General features: G+C 59.5%; 26 protein-coding genes. 21 read left to right on the forward strand and 5 right to left on the reverse strand.

The window, feature by feature from the left end:
- Positions 1-56: 56 nt before the first annotated feature.
- The 8 genes from G6N83_RS12865 to dprA all read left to right on the forward strand — a co-directional run bounded on the left by G6N83_RS12865 (position 57) and on the right by dprA (position 6,147).
- The gene (locus G6N83_RS12865; protein ID WP_165142661.1) at positions 57-551 is read left to right on the forward strand and encodes an MFS transporter permease; all 495 of its coding nucleotides are present in this window, start codon (positions 57-59) and stop codon (positions 549-551) included.
- A gap of 172 nt (positions 552-723) precedes the next feature.
- Positions 724-1,068, forward strand: a complete 345-nt coding sequence (rplS, locus tag G6N83_RS12870) for a 50S ribosomal protein L19 (RefSeq protein ID WP_165142663.1) — start codon at positions 724-726, stop codon at positions 1,066-1,068.
- Positions 1,069-1,173: 105 nt separating this feature from the next.
- Entirely contained in the window at positions 1,174-1,935 is a 762-nt protein-coding gene (gene lepB, locus G6N83_RS12875; protein ID WP_165142665.1) for a signal peptidase I, read from the forward strand.
- Positions 1,932-2,591 (forward strand): ribonuclease HII, encoded by a 660-nt coding sequence (locus G6N83_RS12880; RefSeq protein WP_165142667.1) that lies wholly within the window; start codon positions 1,932-1,934, stop codon positions 2,589-2,591. The genes lepB and G6N83_RS12880 overlap by 4 nt, the downstream gene beginning before the upstream one ends.
- A gap of 39 nt (positions 2,592-2,630) precedes the next feature.
- Complete coding sequence (locus G6N83_RS12885; protein WP_165142669.1) at positions 2,631-2,954, forward strand: DUF2469 family protein; 324 nt, start codon at positions 2,631-2,633, stop codon at positions 2,952-2,954.
- 99 nt (positions 2,955-3,053) lie between these two features.
- Positions 3,054-3,416 carry a YraN family protein gene (locus tag G6N83_RS12890; protein ID WP_165142671.1) on the forward strand — a complete coding sequence of 121 codons (363 nt, stop codon included), beginning with the start codon at positions 3,054-3,056 and terminating at the stop codon, positions 3,414-3,416.
- Complete coding sequence (locus G6N83_RS12895; RefSeq protein WP_165142673.1) at positions 3,413-4,948, forward strand: YifB family Mg chelatase-like AAA ATPase; 1,536 nt, start codon at positions 3,413-3,415, stop codon at positions 4,946-4,948. Before G6N83_RS12890 ends, G6N83_RS12895 begins: the two co-directional genes overlap by 4 nt.
- The gene (dprA, locus tag G6N83_RS12900; RefSeq protein ID WP_165142675.1) at positions 4,945-6,147 is read left to right on the forward strand and encodes a DNA-processing protein DprA; all 1,203 of its coding nucleotides are present in this window, start codon (positions 4,945-4,947) and stop codon (positions 6,145-6,147) included. Before G6N83_RS12895 ends, dprA begins: the two co-directional genes overlap by 4 nt.
- Before the next feature lie 48 nt (positions 6,148-6,195).
- On the opposite strand, the gene G6N83_RS12905 is transcribed toward dprA, so the two are convergent.
- Complete coding sequence (locus tag G6N83_RS12905; protein ID WP_165142677.1) at positions 6,196-6,633, reverse strand: VOC family protein; 438 nt, start codon at positions 6,631-6,633, stop codon at positions 6,196-6,198.
- A gap of 162 nt (positions 6,634-6,795) precedes the next feature.
- Here G6N83_RS12905 and G6N83_RS12910 point away from each other — a divergent pair, with 162 nt between their 5' ends.
- Positions 6,796-7,701, forward strand: coding sequence for a tyrosine-type recombinase/integrase (locus tag G6N83_RS12910; protein ID WP_165142678.1), 906 nt, complete (start codon positions 6,796-6,798; stop codon positions 7,699-7,701).
- A gap of 36 nt (positions 7,702-7,737) precedes the next feature.
- A complete protein-coding gene (locus G6N83_RS12915) occupies positions 7,738-8,310 on the forward strand; it encodes a DUF3060 domain-containing protein (protein WP_165142679.1) in 573 nt (190 codons plus the stop codon).
- A gap of 14 nt (positions 8,311-8,324) precedes the next feature.
- Here the strand turns inward: G6N83_RS12915 and G6N83_RS12920 are convergent, their stop codons facing one another.
- Complete coding sequence (locus G6N83_RS12920) at positions 8,325-8,852, reverse strand: murein hydrolase activator EnvC family protein (protein ID WP_165142680.1); 528 nt, start codon at positions 8,850-8,852, stop codon at positions 8,325-8,327.
- 303 nt (positions 8,853-9,155) lie between these two features.
- Here G6N83_RS12920 and rpsB point away from each other — a divergent pair, with 303 nt between their 5' ends.
- The 9 genes from rpsB (at position 9,156) to G6N83_RS12965 (ending at position 15,911) form a co-directional block, all read left to right on the forward strand.
- On the forward strand, positions 9,156-10,067 hold the full coding sequence (gene rpsB / locus G6N83_RS12925; RefSeq protein ID WP_165142682.1) for a 30S ribosomal protein S2: 912 nt from the start codon (positions 9,156-9,158) through the stop codon (positions 10,065-10,067).
- 91 nt (positions 10,068-10,158) lie between these two features.
- Complete coding sequence (tsf, locus tag G6N83_RS12930; protein ID WP_165142684.1) at positions 10,159-10,986, forward strand: translation elongation factor Ts; 828 nt, start codon at positions 10,159-10,161, stop codon at positions 10,984-10,986.
- Between the two features lie 84 nt (positions 10,987-11,070).
- Entirely contained in the window at positions 11,071-11,790 is a 720-nt protein-coding gene (gene pyrH, locus G6N83_RS12935; protein ID WP_165142686.1) for a UMP kinase, read from the forward strand.
- Positions 11,791-11,851: 61 nt separating this feature from the next.
- The gene (frr, locus tag G6N83_RS12940; protein ID WP_165142688.1) at positions 11,852-12,406 is read left to right on the forward strand and encodes a ribosome recycling factor; all 555 of its coding nucleotides are present in this window, start codon (positions 11,852-11,854) and stop codon (positions 12,404-12,406) included.
- Positions 12,407-12,417: 11 nt separating this feature from the next.
- Complete coding sequence (locus G6N83_RS12945) at positions 12,418-13,419, forward strand: phosphatidate cytidylyltransferase (RefSeq protein WP_165142690.1); 1,002 nt, start codon at positions 12,418-12,420, stop codon at positions 13,417-13,419.
- Between the two features lie 68 nt (positions 13,420-13,487).
- Positions 13,488-14,069, forward strand: a complete 582-nt coding sequence (locus G6N83_RS12950) for a DivIVA domain-containing protein (protein ID WP_165143471.1) — start codon at positions 13,488-13,490, stop codon at positions 14,067-14,069.
- Between the two features lie 81 nt (positions 14,070-14,150).
- Positions 14,151-14,894, forward strand: coding sequence for an aggregation-promoting factor C-terminal-like domain-containing protein (locus tag G6N83_RS12955; RefSeq protein ID WP_241246219.1), 744 nt, complete (start codon positions 14,151-14,153; stop codon positions 14,892-14,894).
- 5 nt (positions 14,895-14,899) lie between these two features.
- Positions 14,900-15,184, forward strand: coding sequence for a hypothetical protein (locus G6N83_RS13895; RefSeq protein ID WP_165142692.1), 285 nt, complete (start codon positions 14,900-14,902; stop codon positions 15,182-15,184).
- Position 15,185: 1 nt separating this feature from the next.
- Complete coding sequence (locus G6N83_RS12965; RefSeq protein ID WP_165142694.1) at positions 15,186-15,911, forward strand: alpha/beta hydrolase; 726 nt, start codon at positions 15,186-15,188, stop codon at positions 15,909-15,911.
- Between the two features lie 8 nt (positions 15,912-15,919).
- Here the strand turns inward: G6N83_RS12965 and G6N83_RS12970 are convergent, their stop codons facing one another.
- Complete coding sequence (locus G6N83_RS12970; RefSeq protein WP_165142696.1) at positions 15,920-16,975, reverse strand: AI-2E family transporter; 1,056 nt, start codon at positions 16,973-16,975, stop codon at positions 15,920-15,922.
- A gap of 152 nt (positions 16,976-17,127) precedes the next feature.
- Between G6N83_RS12970 and G6N83_RS12975 the strand changes: the two genes are divergently transcribed.
- Positions 17,128-18,948 (forward strand): DUF8094 domain-containing protein, encoded by a 1,821-nt coding sequence (locus G6N83_RS12975; RefSeq protein WP_165142698.1) that lies wholly within the window; start codon positions 17,128-17,130, stop codon positions 18,946-18,948.
- On the forward strand, positions 18,945-19,919 hold the full coding sequence (locus G6N83_RS12980) for a tetratricopeptide repeat protein (protein WP_165142700.1): 975 nt from the start codon (positions 18,945-18,947) through the stop codon (positions 19,917-19,919). The genes G6N83_RS12975 and G6N83_RS12980 overlap by 4 nt, the downstream gene beginning before the upstream one ends.
- Before the next feature lie 6 nt (positions 19,920-19,925).
- Here G6N83_RS12980 and glgB read toward each other — a convergent pair whose 3' ends face one another.
- On the reverse strand, positions 19,926-22,070 hold the full coding sequence (gene glgB, locus G6N83_RS12985; protein ID WP_165142702.1) for a 1,4-alpha-glucan branching protein GlgB: 2,145 nt from the start codon (positions 22,068-22,070) through the stop codon (positions 19,926-19,928).
- Entirely contained in the window at positions 22,067-24,148 is a 2,082-nt protein-coding gene (locus G6N83_RS12990) for an alpha-1,4-glucan--maltose-1-phosphate maltosyltransferase (protein WP_165142704.1), read from the reverse strand. The genes glgB and G6N83_RS12990 overlap by 4 nt, the downstream gene beginning before the upstream one ends.
- Between the last annotated feature and the right edge of the window lie 28 nt (positions 24,149-24,176).

The raw sequence follows: 24,176 nt of genomic DNA on the forward strand, positions 1-24,176 counted from the left end.
TTGGTATCAGACTAGTTCGGACCGTTCATGACAGAACGCGGCGTAACATCTGAGATATGTGGTTGCGGCGCGCGTTCTTCGGGTGGCTCTTCCCCTCTGCGTTTCTTCTTCCCCTCTGGCTCTTCATCGGTTGGGGTGTGTTCAACGCCGGGGCATGGGCTTTCTTATGGGTCCTATTCGTAGCGATTCCCGCGGTGTTCGTGGGGCAGCTAGTGCTCACGCTTCTCGTCCGTGCGCGTGCCACGGTTCGCACTCAGCGTGCAGTTTCGTGGTGGGATGTCATCGGTTTCGCCGTGTGGCACAGCTTGACGATTTCGCTTGGTTTTTTCGGTCACGACTGGTGGGCGCCGATGTTCGTACTCACAGTCGTTGCTGCATTGGGCTTGTTCTGGCTCGAACTGTGGCAACTTTTGAGCGAGTCACGACAGGGGACCATGTTGATGCGTGCCAGCAACGGAATCGGGTATCTGCGCCCTCAGTCACGCCCGACGAAGGCTGATGATGATGTCCGCAACGTATTTGTCATCGCGGAAGAGGACCGCGTGCGATAGCAGAGCGGTTTTGTGCTTGACGCCATTCGTGGCATTATTGAAAGCTGTGCCCTGACCAGTTCTGCCTCAGGGGAATTACGTAAGAGGAGTCGTACTCCGATGCGAGGGCACACATACTTTTCATCACACTATTTCGCGGTCCGACCTGTGGCGGTCGCAGGAAGAGAAGATCATGCAGATCCTCGACGCAGTCGATGCGGCATCACTCCGTAGCGACATTCCCGAGTTCGGCCCCGGCGACACCGTTAAGGTCCACGTCAACATCACGGAGGGCAGTCGCTCACGTATCCAGGTATTCCAGGGTGCGGTCCTCGGCCGCTCCGGAGATGGTGTGCGCGAAACCTTCACTGTTCGCAAGGTGAGCTTCCAGGTCGGCGTGGAGCGCACGTTCCCCGTTCACAGCCCAGTGATTGATCACATCGAGGTCGTCACCCGTGGTGACGTTCGTCGCGCCAAGCTTTACTACCTTCGTAACCTCCGCGGCAAGAAGGCCAAAATCAAAGAAAAGCGCGGCTAACACCGCATATAGAAGAAGCCCCGGAGGATGTCCTCTGGGGCTTCTTCTATATGCAAGGCTTAACGTCGGGCGAGTATGCTCCAAACCTGCCGCTGAAGGACGCCGATGACAACTGAGAATGCAGATTCCCCCGCCCCGGCGGTCACGCGCAACCGGCAATCTGGCAGCGGCGGGCTGAGGTTCTTACGGGATGTCTTGATCATCATCTTGATCGCAGTTCTCGTGTCTTTTCTGGTCAAGACCTTTCTCGTCCGCTCTTTCTATATTCCGTCGAAATCGATGGAAAGCACGCTTGTCGTCAACGACCGAATCCTTGTCGACGAGATCACGCCGATGTTCGGCGCCTACGAGCGAGGCGATGTTGTGGTTTTCCGGGATCCCGGAGGATGGCTGCCCACTTCAGTTGAACAGCAACAGTCGCCGCTCGCTCAAGCGGGAGATTGGATGCTCTCTCTCGTCGGACTTTCGGCGTCAGATAGCGATGATCACCTCATCAAACGGGTTATCGGTCTGCCCGGGGATCACGTTGTGTGCTGTAACGATCTCGGCCAGATAACAGTCAACGGGGTGGCGATTGACGAGAGCTCGTATATTCAAGTCCCCGACCCTGGGGCAGCGGCATCGGCCGTCGACTTCGACGTTGTTGTACCTGATGACTCATTGTGGGTGCTGGGCGACAACCGGTACCGCTCGAAAGACTCGCGATACAACCAGGATCAGCCCGGTCGTGGGTTTGTGCCGATCAGTAATGTGGTCGGCCGCGCGTTTTGGATAACGTGGCCCTTTGACCGGTTCGGCCCCATTGATTTTCACCATTCAGTCTTTGGCAGTGTTCCCAAAGCTGAAGACGAGGTAGCTGCAGGGTGACGGCTGTAATTCCGGACATCACAAGAGAGACATCACTTCTCCACGATTATGGCGTTGTGATCTCATGCGACGAAGTTGGACGCGGCGCACTTGCCGGACCCGTTGCTGTTGGTGCGGTGGCGATTGATGCGGTCAGTGTGAGCAGTGCCGTTCCGGACGGTCTCAGAGATTCGAAGCTTGTCAGCGAGCCGCGACGCCCCGCCCTCGCACAGCGAGCGAAGGAATGGGTAAACCTGAGCGCGGTGGGGTGGGCGAGCGCGCCCGAGATCGACGAATTCGGTATCGTCCCATCCCTCGGCCTCGCGGCGATGAGAGCGCTCAATCAACTCTCGGAGCAGCATGTATCGATTTCGAATGCTGTCATCCTTCTCGATGGCAACCACGACTACATTTCGCCCATGACAACGACGGCTCTCACCGTGCTGCCCGTGGTCAAGGCCGATCGCGACTGCGCCAGCGCGGCCGCTGCATCCGTTATCGCCAAGGTGGCGAGAGACACGTTGATGATCCGACTCCACGACGATGAGCCGCACTACTACTGGTCGCGCAACAAGGGATATGGCAGCGCAGCCCACCGCGGCGCGATTCGTGAGCATGGGCTGAGTGTCCATCACCGCGCTTCGTGGACGATCCGTGATGTAGCGAGTCTGTCCTGAACCTCACTCACACCTCAGGCACCATAGGATGGAGACACCATGGATGACGAAGTCTTCGAGGACTACGACCGTGAGCTGGAACTTGCGCTCTACCGCGAGTACCGCGACGTCGTTTCGCAGTTCCAGTACGTAATTGAGACCGAGCGACGGTTCTACCTCGCGAACGACGTCAATGTCGTGCGCCGTGACACCGAGCATGATTTCTACTTCGAGATCACGATGACTGACGTCTGGGTGTGGGACATCTATCGTGCTGACCGCTTCGTGAAGTCGGTGCGCGTGTTGACATTCAAAGACGTCAACGTCGAAGAGCTCTCGCGGCGCGATTTCCAGCTTCCTGAGGAACTCTCGCTCGACAACTGATTTGGCTTGTCTCCTCCCCATCGTTGCATTCGACCGTGTCTTTCCACTGCGCGAGGTGACAGGTAGAAGCGACAGCTCGGACTCGCTCATGCTGCCGGTATGGCGGAAAAAGACGAGTTGGGGCGGCGGGGCGAAGAGCGGGCAGCTACATATCTAGAGGGCGTCGGCTATCGAGTGCTCTCGCGCAATTGGCGGGGTGCCGACGGTGAAGTCGATCTTGTCGTATGCCACGGCAGCTTCTTGGTCTTCGTCGAAGTGAAGACTCGCCGCACGGAGGCTTTTGGCCACCCACTCGAGGCAGTCGGTCCGGTAAAGCTTCGGCGCTTGTGGCGGCTCTCGTCGCAGTGGTGCGCGGCATTCCCGCACATCGCGGCTGGACATACCGTGCGGATTGACGCCGTCGGAATAATAGGGCCCGACCCATCGTGTGGCACGGTTGAACATCTCCAGGATCTGCGATGACCATGGCGCGCACCTGGGCATTTGCTCTCACGGGAATTCATGCAGCGCCTGTCGAAGTAGAAGCAGATCTATCAGCACAGACGCCAGACTTTCGTCTCATCGGTCTGCCAGACAAGTCGCTTGGCGAAGCCGTGCAGCGGGTACACAACGCTTGCGCGAACAGCGAGCTTCCATTGCCGCGTCGGCGATTGACGATCAATCTTTCTCCGGCGAGCTTGCCCAAACACGGGTCCGGCTTTGACGTCGCTATTGCGATCGCGGCGCTCGCGACCGAGCACGTGTTTCGCCCGGGCTCATTGGCTGAGACTGTTCATCTGGGAGAGCTCGGTCTGGATGGAAGGCTGCGGCCCGTGCCGGGCATTCTGCCCGCTGTTCTCGGCGCCCGCGACGCGGGCTTTCGTCGCGTCGTCGTTCCGCATGCCAATACTGCGGAAGCACGACTTGTCGAGGGCATGGACGTGCTGGGCGCCGCCTCTCTTGCGGAAGTCGTGTGCTGGCATGGCCTAGCCGTCGACGTGGGAGAGGTCGTGCCGGTCGCGATGCCGTCGTCGGCGTCGACCGCGATGGCTGCCAACGATGAACTCGAACTGGGGGATGTGATCGGCCAGAGGGATGCTGTCGACGCGCTGGTTGCGGCTGCGGCAGGAGGGCATCACGTGATGATGAGTGGTCCTCCAGGCGCAGGGAAGACGATGCTGGCGCGTCGTTTGCCCGGGATACTTCCCTCGCTATCTGATGATGCTGCGCTCCGCGTCGCGTCCGTTCGGTCAGTGAGCGGGGCGCCCGTAACGGCGCTCGACCGAACACCACCGTTCGAAGCGCCGCACCATAGCGCGAGCGTGGCGGCGCTCGTCGGCGGAGGCTCGCGTGTCGTCAGGCCCGGAGCGATTGCTCGCGCTGGCGAGGGAGTGCTGTTCCTCGATGAAGCTGCGGAGTTTCCCAGACACGTTCTGGATTCGCTCCGTCAACCGCTGGAAACTGGTCGTATTGTGATCCATCGCGCAGGATTCGTTGCGGACTTCCCCGCTCGTTTCCAGCTCGTCGTCGCGACCAATCCTTGCCCCTGCGGAAACTACGGTGTGAAGGGCGCTGAGTGCATCTGCCCGCCGCAAGCGATCAGGCGCTATCTCGGTCGGCTCTCGGGACCGCTGCTTGACCGCATAGACATCGAATTACACGTATTGCGGATCACCTCTGTCGCTGCGCGCGAGGAAAGCGCCCGTCTAACTACAGCCCAGGCGCGAGAGCGGGTGGGCGTCGCGCGCGACCGTGCACAGCGCCGACTGCGAGAAACCCCGTGGCGGAGAAACGCGGATGTTGATGGTGCGTGGTTGAGGCATGGCCCGTTCGCGCTCAAAGCTGCGACGCGACGACCCCTCGATGCTGCGCTTCATCGAGGGGCGCTCACTCTCCGTGCATACGACCGCGTGCTGCGCGTGGCGTGGTCCCTGGCGGATCTTGACGGGCTCGACGCGGTGCAACTCGATCATGTGGGGCGTGCGCTTTATCTAAAGAAGGGATTCACCGCATGATTACTCTCGAGGCTCCGCGCGCCCGCGCCGCGCTCGCCCAGATCGGTTGCCGCGTCGATACCGATATCGATGCGCTTTCCCGGTACGCATTAGCGTCATGGAGTTGCATTGTCGAGCCGGGTGACGCGGTCGCTGGGCGTCTGATATCCGTTGTAGGTCCGGTTGAGGCGCTTCGCCTTGCGCAGGGAGCACAGCTCGGCGAATTTGCCGAGGATGTTTCAATTTCTTCGGATGAACTCGTGCGCGCACAAGCACGGTGGCGGCCGCGCTGCACTGATGCCGCAGTGGGCATCGCTTTTGAGCGTGCTGCGCGTGCGAATGTCCGTCTTCTGGTTGGGCGCGATGAGCTCTGGCCACACGCACTAGACGACCTGGGTGACCATATGCCTCTTTGCTTATGGTTTCGCGGTGATCCATTGACGTTCGCCCGAACCCGCGCTCTCGTGGCGATTGTCGGTGCTCGAGCAGCGACGGGCTATGGTGAGCATGTCGCCGCAGACCTCGCCGCAGACCTTGCCGGGCGCGGTATCTCGGTGGTTTCTGGCGCGGCATATGGCATCGACGGAGTCGCGCACCGCGCAGCGCTTTCAGTGGAAGGCACAACGATCGCGATACTTGCTGGCGGAGCGGACCGGTCATATCCGAGCGGGCACGCGCGGCTAATCGATGCCATAGCCGAACGTGGAATCGTTTGCAGCGAAGTCCCTTGCGGGTCCGCTCCCACGAAATGGCGATTTTTACAGCGGAACAGGCTCATCGCCGCGTTGGCTGATGCCACGGTAGTTGTCGAAGCTGGATGGCGCAGCGGTTCGCTGAATACCGCGGGACATGCTGCGGCGTTGTCTCGAGCTCTGGGTGCCGTCCCTGGGCCTGTGACCTCAGCAGCATCCGCTGGCTGTCATCGGCTTTTGCGCGAGTACGACGCTCGATGTGTGACGAGCGCCGATGATGTGATGGAGCTATTGGGGTTGGGGGCTGCTGAGACGCTCTTCGAAATCGGTACCGGTGAGGAGGGAGATCGCACTGATGACCTCACTAGGGTGACGGATGCAATGAGCCCTCGGAGCGTTCGGAGCATCGACGACATCGTGCGTCGGAGCGGGATGTCGCATCCTGATGTGCAGCAGGCCCTTGGGGTATTGCATCTCGCGGCAAAAGTGCGTCAGTCCGGGGGAGGGTGGCTAGTGGTGAGCCGGTGATGATACTGACGCGCAGGAGGCTGCCTGCGCCGGTACCACAGGGAACCTTCAGCCACTCTTCAGATCTTGGGCGAGCATCACGATGATTCCGCTGGGGCCGCGCAGGTAAGTGAGCTTGTAGATGTCCAGGTATGTCGCAACGCCGCGAAGTGGATAGCAGCCGTGCCGCGATGCGATCTCGAGGGTCGCATCGATGTCGTCTACCGAGAAAGCTACACGGTGCATACCGACTTCGTTCGGGAGCGTGGGTTCCGTTTCGATCGCCGCTGGGTGGAGATATTCGAAGAGTTCGATCTGTCCGTGACCGTCCGGTGTCTTGAGCACGGCGATCCTTGTATGGTTGCCGTCGAGGCCGACAGCGGTATCGGCCCACGCACCGCTGATTGTGTCGCGAACAACGACTTCGAGGCCCAGATCGATGAAGAAGGATATGGTCGCTTCGAGGTCACGGACTGCGATCCCAACGTTTTCAAGTTTTATCGACATGCTGCGCATGTTACTGAGAAGTGCTGACGGGGCGCAGTCGCCTGATGAAGGGGTATCGCGCTGTGAGGGTGCTCCAGCACCCGAACGGATTAACTTGCCACGCTCCCGATAGCATCGGCGCGCCACTCTTGGCGAGTGCGGGTTTCCGGTCATGCTGGAGCAATGCGGATTGACCTCGGGTTAATTGAGTGGGAGCGCCATCTGGTCCGCGTCCGTAGGCTTTCTCCAGCGACGGTGCGCGCGTATACGTCTGATATTCGGGATCTCATGAGCCGAGTAGGGCCCGCCACGAGCATCGCGGAAGTAGACCTCGATGTACTTCGCTCATGGCAGTGGGCTGCCACGCAGCGAGGTGACTCGCGCGCAACAGTTGCACGCCGCACCTCAAGCGTGAAGGCATTCTTTTCTTGGTCGGTGGAGTCGGGTCATGCTCCAACAGATCCCGCATTGCGATTGGGAGCACCTAAACGCGGGAGGACCCTTCCACGAGTCGCGACGGCTGGTGCGCTCGCCGACGTTCTGAACAAAGAGCACGATGCCGGCGTGAGCGGTGACCCGATAGTTCTGCGCGATGGCGCGATTTTGGAGACGCTCTATGGTTCTGGAATGCGGGTTTCAGAGCTTTGTGGATTGAACCTCGAGGACGTCGATCTCTCCCGACGCACAGCCCGCGTCAATGGAAAAGGTGCAAAAGAACGTGTCGTACCCTTCGGCGCGCCGGCCGCATCTGCGATAGACGCCTATCGGGTGCGCGCGCGTCCTACGCTCCTCGCCCGCGGCGACGGAGAATCGACAGCGCTGTTTCTGGGTGCTCGTGGCGGTCGGCTCGGTCCCCGTGCCGCGTACGATGTCGTATCGCGGCTGGTGTCTCCCGCCGTTGGCGGTGGTGACGTTGGGCCGCACGCGCTTCGGCACTCTGCTGCGACCCATCTCCTCGATGGTGGCGCTGATCTGAGGGCCGTTCAAGAAATACTCGGCCATGCCAGCCTCGGAACGACACAGATCTACACTCATGTGTCGTCGGAGCGGCTTGCCGCGTCCTATCGACTCGCGCACCCCCGTGCATGAATAGCGTTCTGTTCCCGCGCGCAATAGCGTGGGCGCATGATGAGAATTCGCAAAAAAGAACTGGCTCTTATCGGGCTCTTATGTTCCGGCGTGCTTGTCGTCAGCTGTTCGCCGCAGGTCAGTGAGCAGCGTCGCACCGTAGTTCCCTCGGCTCCTGCTGAGCGCGCGTCGCCCGCACTCACCGGGCAACCGACAGCGTCGGCCACGGCGGCAACCGACGTTGACGCCGTGGATTGTGGGGGTGATGCGCTCACTCTGAACGGATCGAACTCGGAATTTAAGCTCATCGGCGACTGCCCGTCCGTGACGATCGGCGGCAGCGACAACAGCGTGGATGTGACAGGGGCGACTGTCGCATCGATGGAAATCAACGGTGACCGCAATAGCCTTCACACCGCGAGTGTCTCGTCGATTGATATCAACGGTCAGGGCAGCAGCGTGGTCGCTGATACGGTCGGTTCCCTGAACATCAATGGAAATGAAAACCTCGCAACGGTCAGCGGCGTACTTGAATCGATCACTATTTCCGGTAACGCGAATGTCATCAAGTCAGGGTCAGATCCGCTTCAGGATGTAAGTGGATCCGACAACGTCGTGTCGCGCGGCTGATTCGCCGTTTTCCTTCAACAGCAGGGCAAAAGCACTGCTCGGGGTATGTCGCTGAACAGGGACAACGGGTTGATGTAGCTTCCATCTTCTCGCACGCCAAAGTGGAGAGTCCCCTCGGCGGCATGGCCACCTGTCGAAAGAACTCCAACTACTGTTCCGGCGTTCACGTATGTTCCCGATACCAGAGTCGATGAGACCGGTTCGAGAGTGCTTACGAGCCCGTCACCGTGGCTGATCGTGAGTACAGGACGATCGGCGACCATACCTGAAAAAGCTACTTTTCCGTCGGCGGGAGACACCACAGCATTGTCTCCGCGAAGCTCAAGATCTACTCCGCGATGCCCGGGAGCATACTCGTGAGCAGGTGCGGAGTAGCTGTAGTGCATGTCGAAATCTGCAGCCGGCCATACCCACTCACGACCGCTGTTAGCGAGCCCGGGCGAGAACGATGAGCGTGCGTCGATCGGGCTGTCCGTGCTCAATGCGAGCGATATCAAGCTCAGGACCGTAGAAACCAGGAGAGCCTGCCGAGTAGTAAGCATGCCGCTAAATATGACGGGCGCGTTCACAAAGCAATGCCCCCGAAACGGATGTGTGGAGAGCGACCTTCGTGCGCGCCGCGGGGGAGACCAGCGTTCTGGCTCTGCTGGTATACTTAAGCGGCACCTCGCTCGTCGGGGTGACTACGCGTGCCCACAGTCCGGTTCTTCGGATGGCACCATTCCCTTCGGTCCCGCACACACACGTGCGGGTGGGATTGGGTCGGGCACCAGGAACGCCGGGAATTTTTCTTCGGCTAAACAAACCGCAAACGGCGCGAACGCGTCGAGAACAGGAGAACGGCCATGGCCGTCGTCACCATTCGCCAGCTGCTTGACAGCGGCGTTCACTTCGGACACCAGACTCGCCGGTGGAACCCGAAAGTAAAGCGCTTCATTCTCACTGAGCGCAGTGGCATCCACATCATCGACCTGCAGCAGTCGCTGTCGTACATCGACAAGGCCTATGAGTTCGTCAAGGAAACCGTCGCTCACGGCGGAACCATTCTTTTCGTGGGTACCAAGAAGCAGGCACAGGAAGTCATCGCCGAGCAGGCAATGCGTGTCGGTCAGCCCTACGTCAACCAGCGTTGGCTCGGTGGATTGCTCACCAACTTCCAGACCATCTCGAAGCGTCTCGCTCGCATGAAGGAGCTCGAAGAGCTTGACTACGAGGTTCCCGCGAACAGTGGCTTCACGAAGAAGGAACTGCTGATCAAGAAGCGTGAACTCGACAAGCTTCACAAGTCGCTCGGTGGAATCCGTAATCTCACGAAAACACCTTCTGCGATCTGGATTGTCGACGCCAAGCGCGAGCACCTCGCGGTAGACGAAGCGATGAAGCTCGGCATTCCGGTCATCGGGATCCTTGACACCAACGCTGACCCCGACGAGTTCCAGTTCCCGATCCCCGGCAACGACGACGCTATCCGCTCCGTGAGCCTGCTTACGCGAATTGTTGCTGACGCAGCTGCCGAGGGTCTTGTTCAGCGTCACCAGCCGACAGGCGAGGCCGAAGCAGTTGAGCCCCTCGCTGACTGGGAGCGCGAGCTCCTCGAAAAGGGTGGATCCGCTCCTGAAGCTGAGACCGCCGAGAAGTCGGATGACGCAGAAGAGGCGAAGGCTGAGCCCGTCGCTGAAGCCGCTGTTGAGGAGGCTCCCGCGGCCGCTGAAGACACCAGCGACGCCCCTGCAGAAGCCACAGCGACTGAGAAATAGTCTCTCGTCCCCAATTTGTTGATCGGCGGGCCGGCTGCGGCCGGTCCGCCGATTCTTCCGAGAATTCACCAAATACAAGGAGCCGCCACTCATGGCAAACTTCACCATTGCCGATATCAAGGCGCTGCGCGAACAGCTCGGCACGGGCATGGTCGACACGAAAAAGGCCCTCGAGGAAGCCGACGGAGACGTCGAGAAGGCAACCGAGATTCTGCGCCTCAAGGGTGCAAAGGGAAATGCAAAGCGTGCCGACCGATCCACGAGCGAAGGTCTCATCGTCGCTCGTGAGTATGAGGGCAAAGTAACACTCATCGAGCTCGCCTGCGAGACTGACTTCGTTGCGAAGAACGATCGCTTCATCGCACTTGCAGACAAGGTCGCTGACGCTGCTGCTTCCGCAAGCGCAGAATCTGCTGAGGCCGCCTTGGCAGTTACTGTCGGGTCTCAAACGGTTGAGCAGATCATCTCCGATGAAGCCGCAATCATCGGCGAGAAGGTCGAACTGCGTCGGGTACGCACGCTCACGGGCGACAAATTCGAGGTATACCTCCACAAGACCAGCAAGGACCTGCCTCCGCAGATCGGTGTCGTGGTGGCGTACTCGGGCGACGACGCGGAAACTGCTCGCAGCATCGCTCAGCACATTTCGTTCGCCAACCCGTCTTACCTCTCGCGCTCGGACGTTCCCGATGCTGATGTCGAGAAGGAACGTGAAATCGTCACGGAAATCTCACGCAACGAAGGCAAGCCCGAAGCGGCGCTGCCGAAGATTGTTGAAGGCCGCGTAAACGCGTTCTTCAAGCAGGTCGCTCTTCTTGATCAGGACTACGCCAAGGACAACAAACTGTCGGTGGCGAAGGTTGCTCAGGAAGCAGGCATCACACTTACTGATTTCGCACGATTCAAGGTCGGCGCGTAACTCATGTAAAAGGCCCGCATCGTTTTCGATGCGGGCCTTTCTGCTGCCCCCGGGTAGTTTTAGACGCGATGAAAGGACTGACACGTGATCAATGAGGTATCCGGGCGACGGCGTGTTCTGCTCAAACTCTCAGGCGAAGCCTTCGGGGGCGGGCAACTCGGAGTCAATCCTGATGTTGTGGGGCAGATGGCGCGTGAAATCGCTGAAGCAGTCGACCGCGTCGAGATCGCTGTCGTGGTGGGTGGTGGCAATTTTTTCCGTGGAGCCGAACTGAGCCAGCGCGGCATGGACCGTGGGCGAGCGGACTACATGGGCATGCTCGGGACTGTGATGAATGCTCTTGCTCTTCAAGACTTCCTCGAGCAGGCGGGTGCCGCAACCCGCGTGCAGTCCGCGATTTCGATGACGCAGGTTGCGGAACCGTATATTCCGCGCCGCGCGGAGCGTCATATGGAAAAAGGCCGCGTTGTCATTTTCGGCGCCGGCGCTGGACTTCCTTACTTCTCTACTGACACTGTGGCCGCCCAGCGTGCTTTGGAAATCAAGGCGGACGAAGTATTGGTTGCCAAGAACGGCGTCGACGGCGTGTACACGGCTGATCCGAAAAAGGATGCCTCGGCCGTTCGTCTCGACCGCATCACCTACTCTGATGCTCTTGTCCAAGGCCTCAAGGTAGTGGATTCGACAGCATTCAGTCTCTGCATGGATAACAGCATCGACATGAGGGTCTTCGGCATGGAGCCTGCGGGCAACGTCACCCGTGCTCTCCTCGGCGACGAGATCGGGACGCTCGTGACCGCTTGAGTTCAGTCCCGGGGGTGAGCCCCGGATAAGATGTCCTCAAGCCCCACTGAATGGAGTACCCGTGATCGCCGACGTTTTGGCCGATACCGCCACCCGCATGGACCGGGCTGTCGATGCTGCAAAAGAAGACTTTGCAACTGTTCGCACCGGTCGTGCGAATCCCCAGCTGTTCCAGAAGATTCCAGTCGATTACTACGGCACCCCAACCCCACTGGGCCAATTGGCTTCCCTGAACAGTCAAGAAGCTCGAAGCATCATCGTGACCCCCTATGACAAGACCGCACTGAAGGCGATCGAACAGGCGATTCGGGACACTCCCAACCTGGGCGTTAACCCGACGAATGATGGCAACATCATCCGGGTGACGATGCCCGAATTGACCGAAGAGCGTCGTAAAGAGTACGTAAAACTCGTTCGCACAAAGGGTGAAGATGCGAAAGTGCACGTCCGTGGCATCCGACGGAAAGCTAAGGACGACCTCGACGCGCTGAAAAGTGATGTCGGCGAAGATGAGCTTTCTCGGGCCGAGAAAGAACTAGACGCGCTTACGCGCTCACATGTAGATGCGATTGACGAATCTCTCAAACGCAAGGAAGCTGAACTTCTCGAAGTCTGAGGAGCACGTCGATGATCGACCCTGCGGACTATCAAAAACGGGATGACGAGCTTCCCGCTCGCTCAGAATCTCCTCATGCGTTCGGTGACCAGGTTCGCTCTGCCCGCTCTGAGTTTGAGACCCAAGTGGCACACGCTCGTGCCGAGTTCGAAGAAGCGAACGCGCGGATTCGAGAACGAACAGGTCGCGATCTCATCCTCGCGATCATCATCGGTGTGAGCATCGGTGCAATCGTGCTCGCCTCATTGATCTTCGCGAGTTGGCCATTCGCAGTATTTGCGGCGGCAGCGACCGTGCTCAGCATTTTCGAGTTCACTCGGGCGTTGCAGGCTTCAGGGCGGCGGATTGACCTCATTCCGCAGGTAGCGTCCGGCGTGGCAATCGTCACGTCGGGGTACTTACTGGGTCTGTGGGTGCATTGGGTGGTGGTGTTCGTCGCCATCGCATTTGTCGTCGTTTGGCGGCTCATTGCGCAGATGAGTGCGCAGGATTCGCGCACCTACGGCGATGTCGTAGACGACGTGCTGTATTCCACATTCGTCCAGATGTACATTCCGTTTCTTGCAAGCCTTGTTCTTATTCTGCTGAGAAATGACAGCGGTGCGTGGTGGGTTCTTGCGTTTTTGATCGTCGTCGTTGTATCTGACACGGGTGCATACGTGTCTGGTCTGACTATGGGGCGTCACCCGATGGCCCCGCGCATCAGTCCCAAGAAGACATGGGAGGGTTTTGCGGGCGCCGCTCTTGCCGCGATTGTTGCCGGTGTCTTGCTCGCCTGGCTGCTATTGGGATTGCCATGGTGGACTGGCATCATTTTCGGTGCCGTAATTCTGTGCACCGCGACGATCGGCGACCTGGGAGAGTCAATGGTGAAACGCGACCTCGGGATCAAAGACATGAGCTCGTGGCTTCCGGGGCACGGTGGCGTGCTCGACAGGCTCGACTCGATTCTTCCCTCGACTGTTCCCGCGCTCGTGCTCTACTATCTCCTCACACCCTTGGTGGCTTCATGAGCGTCGACGATCTCTCGGTCAGAGATGAAGACGAGCGCGACGACGATCGCCAGCGCGGCGGTGAAGAGATGCGCGATAGCGATTCGAGCACCGCTCCGAGTCCGGGGCTGCCGGTCGAGCGAGGACGACGCAAAGGCTACGAGCAGCGAGCCGTGGATGCCTTCCTGGCGCACGCGCGCGCGGCGTTCGAAGACCAGGATGTGGAGACCGCTCCTCGGATGACATCAGCTTCGGTACGCTCGGCTGCGTTCCCGCTGTCGAAGGGTGGGTACGTCGTGTCGGCAGTGGACGCCGCGCTCGGCCGTCTCGAAGACGCTTTCTTCGCCCGCGAACGAGCGGAAAGCCTCGAAGCGGATGGCGTTCAGGAATGGGTGGATCGCAGCAGGGGCGAGGCCCAGGTGATTCTCGATCGCCTTTCGCGTCGACGTGGGCGTCGTTTTCGGCGTGTTTCCTGGATGCGATACGGCTATCGAGTCGACGAAGTTGACGTAGTTTCTGACAAGATCGCTGGCTATTTGTCCGACGGAGAACTCGTGACGGTAGATCAGGTACGCGCGGTTGCTTTTCGCATGCAGCGCGGCGGGTATCACGAAAGCCAAGTCGATGCGGTCCTGGATGCAGTCGTTGAAGTGATGCTCGCAGTGCGCTGAGCAAGACCGTACCTCGCGGGTCGCGTGGATATCGCGGCGCTAATGACACATTCAGCGTTTGGCGGATAGACTCAGTGCACTGTGACTTCCGGCAACGAGATGAAACCTCAGACATCCCGCCCGATTTCTCGGCGTTCTCAGGACGTTCAGGTCTCGCGCGGGTCCGTTACCGTACCCCGGACGCGTTGGTCGCGACGGCGCGGAGTGCTCGGGATTTTTGCCGCACTGGCGGCTGTCGGTTTTATCGCCGCATACGCGGGACCGACTGGCTTAGTCATTTCGCAAGCGACTGCAGCTGACACTGTTCCCACAACGCTGTACGCGAGCACGCTGATGGACGCTCAGAGCATGGTGGTTTCGGAAGCATCTTCGGAGAACGCTGAAGAGCTCGACCGTGGCAACTACGAGGTTTATGTCACGCCTACTCCTACTCCCACTCCCACCGAGACCGCGGAGACAGCTTCTTCTTCTTCCTCTTCTTCTCCTTCCACGGGCTGGGCGCCGCCGTTTGTGAGCCCTGATCCGGGAAGTGCGCAAGCGGCCGCATACGACATGGTGGTATCGCGTGGCTGGGGCGATGACGAGTTTTCTTGCCTCGTTGCGTTGTGGAATAAGGAATCTGGCTGGCGCGTCAACGCGTACAACGCGGGTAGTGGCGCATATGGCATCCCACAGGCACTACCCGGAAGCAAAATGGCGAGCGCTGGCGGCGACTGGGAGACCAACGCTGCGACACAGATCTCGTGGGGCCTCGGATATATTTCCGGACGCTACGGCACGCCGTGCGGCGCGTGGGGTCATTCCCAAAGCACCGGCTGGTACTGATCCAGATGCCGCGCTCTCATAGGCGGCGACCGCATGAGGGCGCTGGCGATTCTTTCGAGCGAATGCTCGCCGGATGGAAGCGCTCTGAAACTCGGCGCGGTTCGCAATGGACTGTCCAACCTGTTTCTGCTCAGCAAGCGATGAAAACATATGTGTGTCCTGGTTGCGGCGGATACGTAGTTCCCGGCACCGCGCATCTCGTCATTTGGCGCGCGGACGGCGTTTTAGGCGACGCCGCTGATCTCGCGGGACGTCGCCACTGGCACTCCCACTGCTGGAAGGTTTACTGAGTTGGAAATTCGCGGACCGTTGCTGTTGCCTGCCGATCGTCGAGAGATTGAATTCACTACGGCTGATGGCGTAACGCTCGTGGGTGAGCTGGCGCTTCCACTTGAGCGACCGCCAGTTGCAACTCTCGTCACGCTTCACCCGCTTCCGACAGCGGGAGGTTTTATGGACTCCCACATCCTGCGAAAGGCAGCTGCGCGGCTTCCAGCTCTCGCGTCGTTGGCGGTACTTCGTTTCAATACGCGAGGGACTTCGTCGTCGAGGGGAACGAGCGAAGGAGCGTTCGATGGCGGTGATGCTGAACGGTTCGACGTCGCTGCGGCGATGGAGTTCGTCTCCTCGAATAAACTTCCAAATCCCTGGCTTGTGGGATGGTCGTTCGGCACAGAGCTGGCGTTAAAATACGGCCGCAGCTTTGATGTGAAGGGAGCGATCTTGCTCTCTCCGCCGCTTCACAGAACTTCTGCTGATGAGGTCGCCGCATGGCGGGATGACACACGCCGCCTCATCGCGGTCATCCCGGAGTTCGACGACTATCTGCGACCAGAAGAGGCGGTTGTGCGGTTTGCATCGGTTCCGGATGCAACGATCATCCCCGTCGATGGTGGCAAGCATTTGTGGGTGGGGGAGACCCAAACGCGTCTTGTGTTGAACGAAATAGTGGCCGCGGTCAACCCAAGTGCGTTGCCGCTAGAGACAAGCTGGGACGACGACGCAACGTTGCCGTAGCGCGTGGCTCAGCGTTCGTTCTGACGCGGTATGACGACCTGTCGATAGATGATGAGGATGCTTGCGGCGACCGGAATAGCGATGAGAGCACCGAGAAGTCCGAGCAGCGAGCCACCCGCCAGAGCCGCAATCACGACGACGGCGCCAGGGACTGCGACGGCTCGGCTCATAATCCTTGGGGAAATTACGTAGGCCTCTATTTGCATGTAAATCAGGTAGTAAATCGCGGCGATGAGGGCCGTCGTAGGCGAGCCGAGCCCGCCAGGCAACAGACATGCGAGCACGATGAGGGCGGACCCAGTGAGCGTTCCTACAAGCGGTATGAGCGAGAAGAAAAACGCGATAACGGCGAGTACAGCGGGAAATGGAGCCCCGATGATGGAGAGAAAGATCGCGCTCAGGATGCCGTTAGCAACACCCAAGCTCACCTGCCCAATCACGTAGTACCCGACTGAATCTGTGATCTGCTCGGAAAGATCGATGAACCGCGGCCGGCGCGAGGCTGGTACCAGCTGGTACACGGCCGCTTTGAGGGATGGTGTGGAAGCCGTGAAGTAGATGGTGAGAATGAGCACGATAAATGCGCCGGCGAAGGCCGAAAGAATTGATGCGCCCACTGCGAGAACGCTCTCGCCGATCGAGCCGATGTCTAAGGACTGCAACCAGTCCGTCGCGTACTCGAAGATGAGATCGACCCGCAGATTGGGGAATGTTGTCTCTAGCCAGTTGCGAAGGTCATCGAAGAACGTCCCTTTTTCGACGAGGTCGGCAATGACTTTGACGAGTTGACCAACCTGGCTAGCAATGACCGGTACAACCATGACGACTATTCCGGTGAAGATTGCAAGTACACCGAGAACGGTGAGGAGGACCGCTGCCCATCTGGGGAGCCGCTGCCGCTCTAGCCACGAGATGATCGGATCGAGACCCAGAGAGAGAAAAAGCGCCGTTCCCACGTAAAGCAAAATCGTTGAGAGAGTCGTAATACTCTCCAGCAGCATGATTCCGAGGCCGACCCCGAGGGTTGCAACAAGAGCGACCCGAAAGGGGTTTTGAATCTTCACGGTTGTCGCCTCCGACGGCTGTAGTTCTCTTGTTCAGAGAATACGCATTGTTTTGCCACACTGGGCACGCCACTCCTTCCCTGGGCGCTTTCAGCCGCGATTGGATAGTCTGGAACGTCGAGTCTTAGCTTCATCGCGCCCTGAGGTGAAGCATGGGAGGTATATTCGTGCGTTTTGTGTGGGCCGTGGCTGCCTTTGTGTTGGCTGCTTTGCTGATCGGTGCGGGTATTGCGCAACGAACCGTGCTGAGCGGACCTTCAACACAAACGGCGAGCGTGGAAGTGGATGCCGATGCGCCCTACGTTGTCATCGAGGGAAGCGTCATGTCCATGCTCCCTGGAACCCAGACTTTGCGCGTCGAGGGGGAGGGCAGCGTCTTCGCGGCTTACGGTCGAACAACGGATGTGGACGCGTGGGTATCCCGCTCCGATTACACTCGCGTTGCTGTAGGTGAAGATGGCGGGATCACAAGTGAGCTGATCGAACCCGAAACCGACTCCGAGGATCCCGAGACCGCCGATGAAACGACTCCAAGCCCGGTCGGATCGGACTTGTGGATCGACGAGTTCCAGCAAGACGGCGTAGTCACTACGCCGCTGCAGATTCCATCGACAATGAGTGTCATCATCGCGACGGATGGCGAGTCTCCCGCGCCCAGCAACGTCACAGTCTCTTGGCCGCTCGATAACGCGACCCCGTGGGCGGGACCGCTCATCGTGCTAGGTGGCGTTTTCCTCGCGGTTGGCGCCATTCTCTATGTGCTTGGTATTCGTCACGCGCGGCGATCTCGCGGGCCGCGCCGCAAAGCGCCGCCGCCGCTGGCTCATACGCAGCCGATCGACGTAGCTGGTGAGATCGAAGCCGGGTCAGGAAAGAAGGGAGTCATTTCCGCCACCGGACGACGTCGCTCCCTGGGACGGCGTAGCGCAATCGCCGTGCCCGTCATCGCTCTGACCGCGGGTCTTCTCGCAGGCTGCTCGGCAGAAGCATGGCCGCAGCTTGCGTCGAGCCCGACACCTTCGCCGACCGCCACCGTGATCGATGCAGAGGACCAACAGGCGCCAGCGGTGACCGAGGCGCAGGCGAAGAACATCCTCGCTGAAATCGCGGGAACGGTCGCTCAGGCCGACACTGACATGGATTCGGATCTCGCCGCCACTCGCCTTGATGGTGCAGCGCTTGATGTGCGCAATACCAACTACACTCTCAGGTCCCAGATTGCGGATTACGCGACGCCGGATCCGATCCCTACGGACCCGGTTTCTATCATCCTTCCTCAGGCCTACGACGGATGGCCACGAACGGTGATGATGGTCGTCGGTGATGAAGACGATACCGATCCTGCTCCGACAATCATGCTGATGACTCAAGAGGACGCATGGTCGCAATACAAGCTCACCTATATCGGTGGGATTGAAGCCGCAACCGCGATGCCCGATCTTGCGCCTGCTTACGTCGGCGCGGTTCAGGTGCGGCCCGATACAGCGTTTCTGGTGATCACTCCGGAAGAACTGCCAGCGGCCTATGCCGATGTTTTGAACAACGGCGATGACAGTGAATATGCGAGCCTCTTCGACGATGAAAGCGACAAATTCCGCCAGATGATCGTCGATGATCGCCAGAAGCGTTTGGACGAGTTCAATCAAACCGCGACTGATACCGGCACGCTGTCGTTTTCCGCGGAGCCGGGAGATAGCGAGCCATTGGCGCTGGCTACTCTGGAAAGTGGCGCGATCGTGGCAATCGATGTTTCAGAGGTCGACACCGTCAAACCCACCAACAGTGATGCCGTCATCAAACTCGACAACAACCCGACCGTGAAGACACTGTCCGGTAGTGACGAGTCTCAAACCGGCTTCACAACAACGTTCAAAGATCAGTTGTTCTTTTATGTTCCTGGCCAGGGCTCGACGGAGAAAATCCGTTTGCTTGGCTATTCCTCCGACATTCTCAATGCAAAGGTGATCCCGTGAGCAACGTCACACCCGGTGCAGTCATGCGAGGCGCGATCGATCTCTCATCGTTGCGTCAGCGCCACGACACGCAATCCACGACGGCATCAGCACCTCCCACGAGTGGGTCGGCGTCGGCGACGGATGCTTCCCCCGGCGTTTCGGTCCCGTCTCTGGTGATGGACGTAACCGATCAAAGCTTCGGCCAGATTCTAGAGCTCTCCCGAACTGTCCCTGTTGTCGTCGATCTGTGGTCTGCACGCAGTGAGGCGAGTACGCAGCTCAGCCCGATTGTGGAAAAGATCGTTCGTGAGGCAAACGGCGCTCTGGTTCTGGCGAAGGTTGATGCTGACGCAAACCCGCAGGTCGCACAGAGCTTTCGCGCCCAGTCGATACCTATGGTCGTCGCGCTTGTCGCTGGCCAACCGGTGCCCCTTTTCAACGGCTCCGTAACAGCCGAGCAGGTGCGGGATGTTTTCGGCCAGCTTCTGCAGGTGGCTGGACAGAACGGCGTTTCCGGGCGAGTCAGCGTGAGCGAAGCTACTGAGGACGCGTCCGACGCGCAGGCCGAGCCCCCTCTGCCGCCGCTCCATGCAGAGGCATTCGAGGCGATCGAAGCCGGCGACTACCCGCGTGCTGTGCTCGCGTACGAGAAGGCCCTACAGGAGAACCCTCGCGATGCCGATGCACGAACGGGCCTTGCGCAAGTCCGGCTGCTCCAGCGGGTTGAGAACGCAGACGCTCAAGCTGTTCGCGATGCCGCAGCTGCCGACCCAGAGTCGATTGAAGCGCAGCTCGCAGTGGCCGATCTCGATATTGCCGGTGGGCATGTCGAGGATGCCTTCGGTCGCCTTCTTGCGCTGTTCGCTCTGCTGCCTTCCGATGAGCGCGCTGCGGTTCGGGAGCGCCTGCTGGAGTTGTTCGGACTGGTCGGCGACACCGACCCGCGTGTTCTTCGAGCGCGCAGCCAGCTCGCATCGCTCCTGTTCTAGCTGACGTCAGTTCGCCTCACGGCTGAGCCAGAGCACCCCGAGTGGTGGGAGCGTGAACGTTGCGAGGTTGGATTCTGACGCGGTCACATGGCCGAAGTTGCCCGTACCGGATCCGCCGAACTCTGCCGCGTCGGTATTGAGAACCTCAGCCCAGACTCCCGAGCTCGGCAGTTCGAGTTGAAAGTTCTCGATAGGAACGCCCGAAAAGTTGCACACGACGACGATGGTGTTTCCGGCTTCATCGATGCGAGAAAATGCGAGAACGTTCGGGTTCCACGTCGGCGCACCAAGCCGGGAGAACGCAGCGCCATCATGATCGCGTTGCCAGAGCGGTGCGTGCTCGCGGTAGATGCGGTTCAAGGACCCGACGAAATCGTGAAGCTGGCGATGGGACGGCTGATCAAGCGTCCACCAATCCAGACTTCGCGATTCGGACCACTCGGAGAATTGTCCGAACTCTTGACCCATGAACAGGAGCTGCTTACCGGGATGGCTCCACATGTATGCCAAGAACGCGCGCATGTTCGCAAGCTGTTGCCAATGATCTCCAGGCATTCTGCTCAGCAAGCTGCCTTTACCGTGCACAACCTCGTCGTGGCTGATCGGAAGAATGAAGTTCTCGCTGAACGCGTAGACAAATGAGAACGAAAGGTCGTTTTCGTGATGTGAGCGGTACATCGGATCGCGTCCGATATATACGAGCGAGTCGTTCATCCACCCCATATTCCACTTACTACCGAAGCCAAGTCCTGACTGGCTTGTGGGTGCCGTTACGCCGGGATAGCTCGTAGACTCCTCCGCGATCATTGCTACACCCGGGTGCTGCTTGTATACAGTTGCGTTCACCTCCTGGAGAAAGCGAATAGCCTCCAGATTCTCGCGGCCGCCGTAAATATTGGGTTCCCACTCGCCAGCTTCGCGCGAGTAATCGAGATAAAGCATGGAGGCTACGGCGTCGACACGAAGTCCGTCAACGTGAAACTCTTCGAACCAATAAAGTGCGTTCGCAACCAAAAAGTTGCGTACTTCGCTGCGTCCATAATCGAAAATTAGCGTGCCCCAGTCGCGGTGCTCACCGCGGCGCGGGTCGGGATGCTCGTACACGGCTTCGCCATCGAATTGCGCGAGCGCAAACGCATCTTTCGGAAAGTGTCCTGGCACCCAGTCGACAATTACGCCGATACCCGCTTCGTGCAACCGATCGATGAGGTAGCGCACATCATCCGGTGAGCCGAATCTACTCGTAGGAGCGTAGTAGCCGCTGACCTGGTAGCCCCAGGACCCACCGAACGGATGCTCGGCGAGGGGCATGAATTCGACATGTGTGAACCCAAGAGAGATGACGTAAGGGATGAGCTCGTCGGCCAGCTCGCGATAAGACAGACCTTCGCGCCAAGAGCCGACGTGAAGTTCATAGATCGACATCGGTTGCCGGTGAGGTTCAGATTCACGGCGTGCAGCGAGCCAGCCTGAGTCCTGCCACTGGTAGGCGGACTCCGTGACGATCGATGCGGTTCCGGGTGGGACTTCAGCCAGACGAGCCATGGGATCGGCTTTCATGATCCACGAACCGCTGCGCGTCAAGATTTCGTACTTGTATGTGCAGCCTGGGCCAACTTCTGGGATGAACAATTCCCAAATACCACTCGACCCGAGCGAGCGCATCGAGTGAGCGGCCCCGTCCCAACCGTTGATGTCACCGACGACACGAACCGCCTGCGCATGGGGAGCCCATACCGCGAATGCCGTTCCAGCGACACCGTCATGGGTGAGCGGGCGTGAGCCCAAAACTGTCCAGAGTTTCTCGTGTCGACCTTCGTGGATGAGGTGGATATCCAGCTCGCCCAGAGTAGGAAGGTGCCGATAAGGATCGTCCTGTACGAACTCCGTTCCATCGTCATACGTGCTTACGATTTCATACGAAGTCGGGTCGACGAAAAAAGAACCTTCCCAAATGCCGGCGCGCACATGTTCAAGTTCCACCGCGCGCCCGTCCGCGAATCGCGCCGTTACAGATTTGGCGAGCGGCCTACGTGCGCGGACAACCCAGCCGGTGCTCGCTGCATCGGCGTGAATTCCTAAGACGTCGTGGGGCGCGTGATACGAACCTGTCGCCACGGTGTCGAGTATGCGCGGATCGAGCGTGCTCATGAGTTCTCCTTGACATGCAGAATGTGCACGGGTTCGCTGAAGGCGTCGAGGCGCACAAAGTTGTGGTCGCTCCAACTCCATTCACCGCCGGTTACGAGGTCTTGAACGCTGAAGGACGCGCCTGGGGTCACTCCCCACACTCGCGTATCGAGGTGCACCGTTGTTTGTCGGGCGGAATGCGGGTCGACATTGGCCACCACGATGATCGTGTCCGAACGGCCATCGTCGGTAAAAGCTCCGTCTATGTGTTTTGAGTAGACGAGAATCGCGTCATCGTCGCTCCAATGGGCAGAGAAGTTTCTCAGCTGACGCAGTGCGGGGTGCTCCGCTCTGATCTGGTTCAGGCGTCGAAGGTACGGTGCGAGTGAATTGCCGGATGCCTCCTCTTCTTCCCAATTACGAAACTTGTACTGGTACTTCTCATTGTCGATATTCTCTTCCGCACCGGGTCGAGCGACGCTTTCAAAAAGCTCGAAACCGGCGTAGACGCCGAAGCTTGGTGCCGCGGTTGCGGCGATCGCGGCACGGATCTTGAATGACGGGCGGCCGCCGAACTGGAGATATTCCGTGAGGATGTCGGGCGTGTTCACGAACAGGTTGGGCCGCATGAAGTCGGCCGTCTCGTGCGACACCTCTCCGAGGAATTCCTCCAGTTCCTGTTTCGTGTTGCGCCAGGTGAAGTAGGAGTAGCTCTGTTGAAAGCCCGCGGCGGCGAGCCCCTGCATCACCGCTGGGCGCGAGAAAGCTTCGGCGAGGAAAATCACTTCAGGGAATTCTTCGTTGACCCGAGCGATCAACCACTCCCAGAACTGGAGGGGTTTTGTGTGAGGGTTGTCAACTCGAAAGATATGAACGCCCTGGGATATCCAGAGGCGGACCACTCGAAGTACTTCAGCGCTGAGGCCCTCTGGATCGTTGTCGAAATTAAGCGGATAAATATCCTGGTATTTCTTCGGCGGATTCTCCGCGAAAGCAATTGTTCCATCAGGAAGTGTTGTGAACCACTCCGGGTGTGAAGTAACCCAAGGGTGGTCGGGGGCTGCCTGAAGCGCGAGGTCCAGCGCGACCTCGATTCCGCAATCGTTCGCCGCCGAGACGAAGTTACGGAAGTCTGCCAACGTGCCAAGATCTGGGTGCACGCTATCGTGCCCGCCGTCTGCGCTCCCGATAGCCCACGGGGAGCCGGGCTCACCTGGCGCCGCCGTCAGGGTGTTGTTCTTACCCTTGCGGTTGAGGTGGCCGATCGGATGGATGGGAGGCAGATAAACGACGTTGAAACCCATGTCTGAGACGGCGGGGAGCCGGAGGGCTGCCGTGGCAAACGTGCCGCTGTGTACGATTCCGTCGCTATCGACGAAGGCGCCTTCAGAACGAGGGAAAAACTCATACCACGCACCGACGCCAGCGCGCGTGCGCTCGACGGTGATGGTAGATCTCTCTGTGAAGGTTGTGAGCGACTGAAGCGGTCGCGCCTGCAGGAAAGAAGCGATTTGCGGGTCACCCACGATCGCTAGTGCGGCCTCATCGTCGATGTCCGCCGCGCGAAGAGAAGACGCGGCGCTCTTCAAAATCTTGCGCTCCTCGGCCGACCGGGTACCCTCCGCCGCGGCTCGGAGTAAAAGGAGCGCCCCACTTTCACGCATGAGCGCAGTGTCGACTCCGGCGGCGATCTTCAGCGCCGCAGCGTGACGCCACGTTGCGAAGTCATCTGTGAACGACTCAAAGTGGAACCGCCACACACCAGGCTCGGAAAGTTCCACATCGCAGGACCAGCGGTCCAGACCGGGCGCGGTGTGCTCAAGTCGGTGAAGCGAGATGTCGCCAGAAGGAGAAATCAAACGCACGTGAACGCCGATGACGTCGTGGCCGTCGCGAAATGCGGTCACCACGAAAGGCACAACTTCGCCTACGAAAGCTTTAGGCCGGTATCTTCCCGGCGCGGACGGATGCAGAACAGATGTTGGGATCCGGCCGACGAGAGTCGGAAAGTTGGACGGCGATTGCTCGACCGAGCGAATTGGGAGCGCCGTAGCGCTGCGCCACGAAGAAGAGGTCACGGATTTCTCTGTGCTAGCCACGTGTCGAACCTATCGCGACCGGGCCCAC

The sequence above is a fragment of the Microbacterium endophyticum genome, assembly GCF_011047135.1.
Lineage (GTDB): Bacteria > Actinomycetota > Actinomycetes > Actinomycetales > Microbacteriaceae > Microbacterium > Microbacterium endophyticum.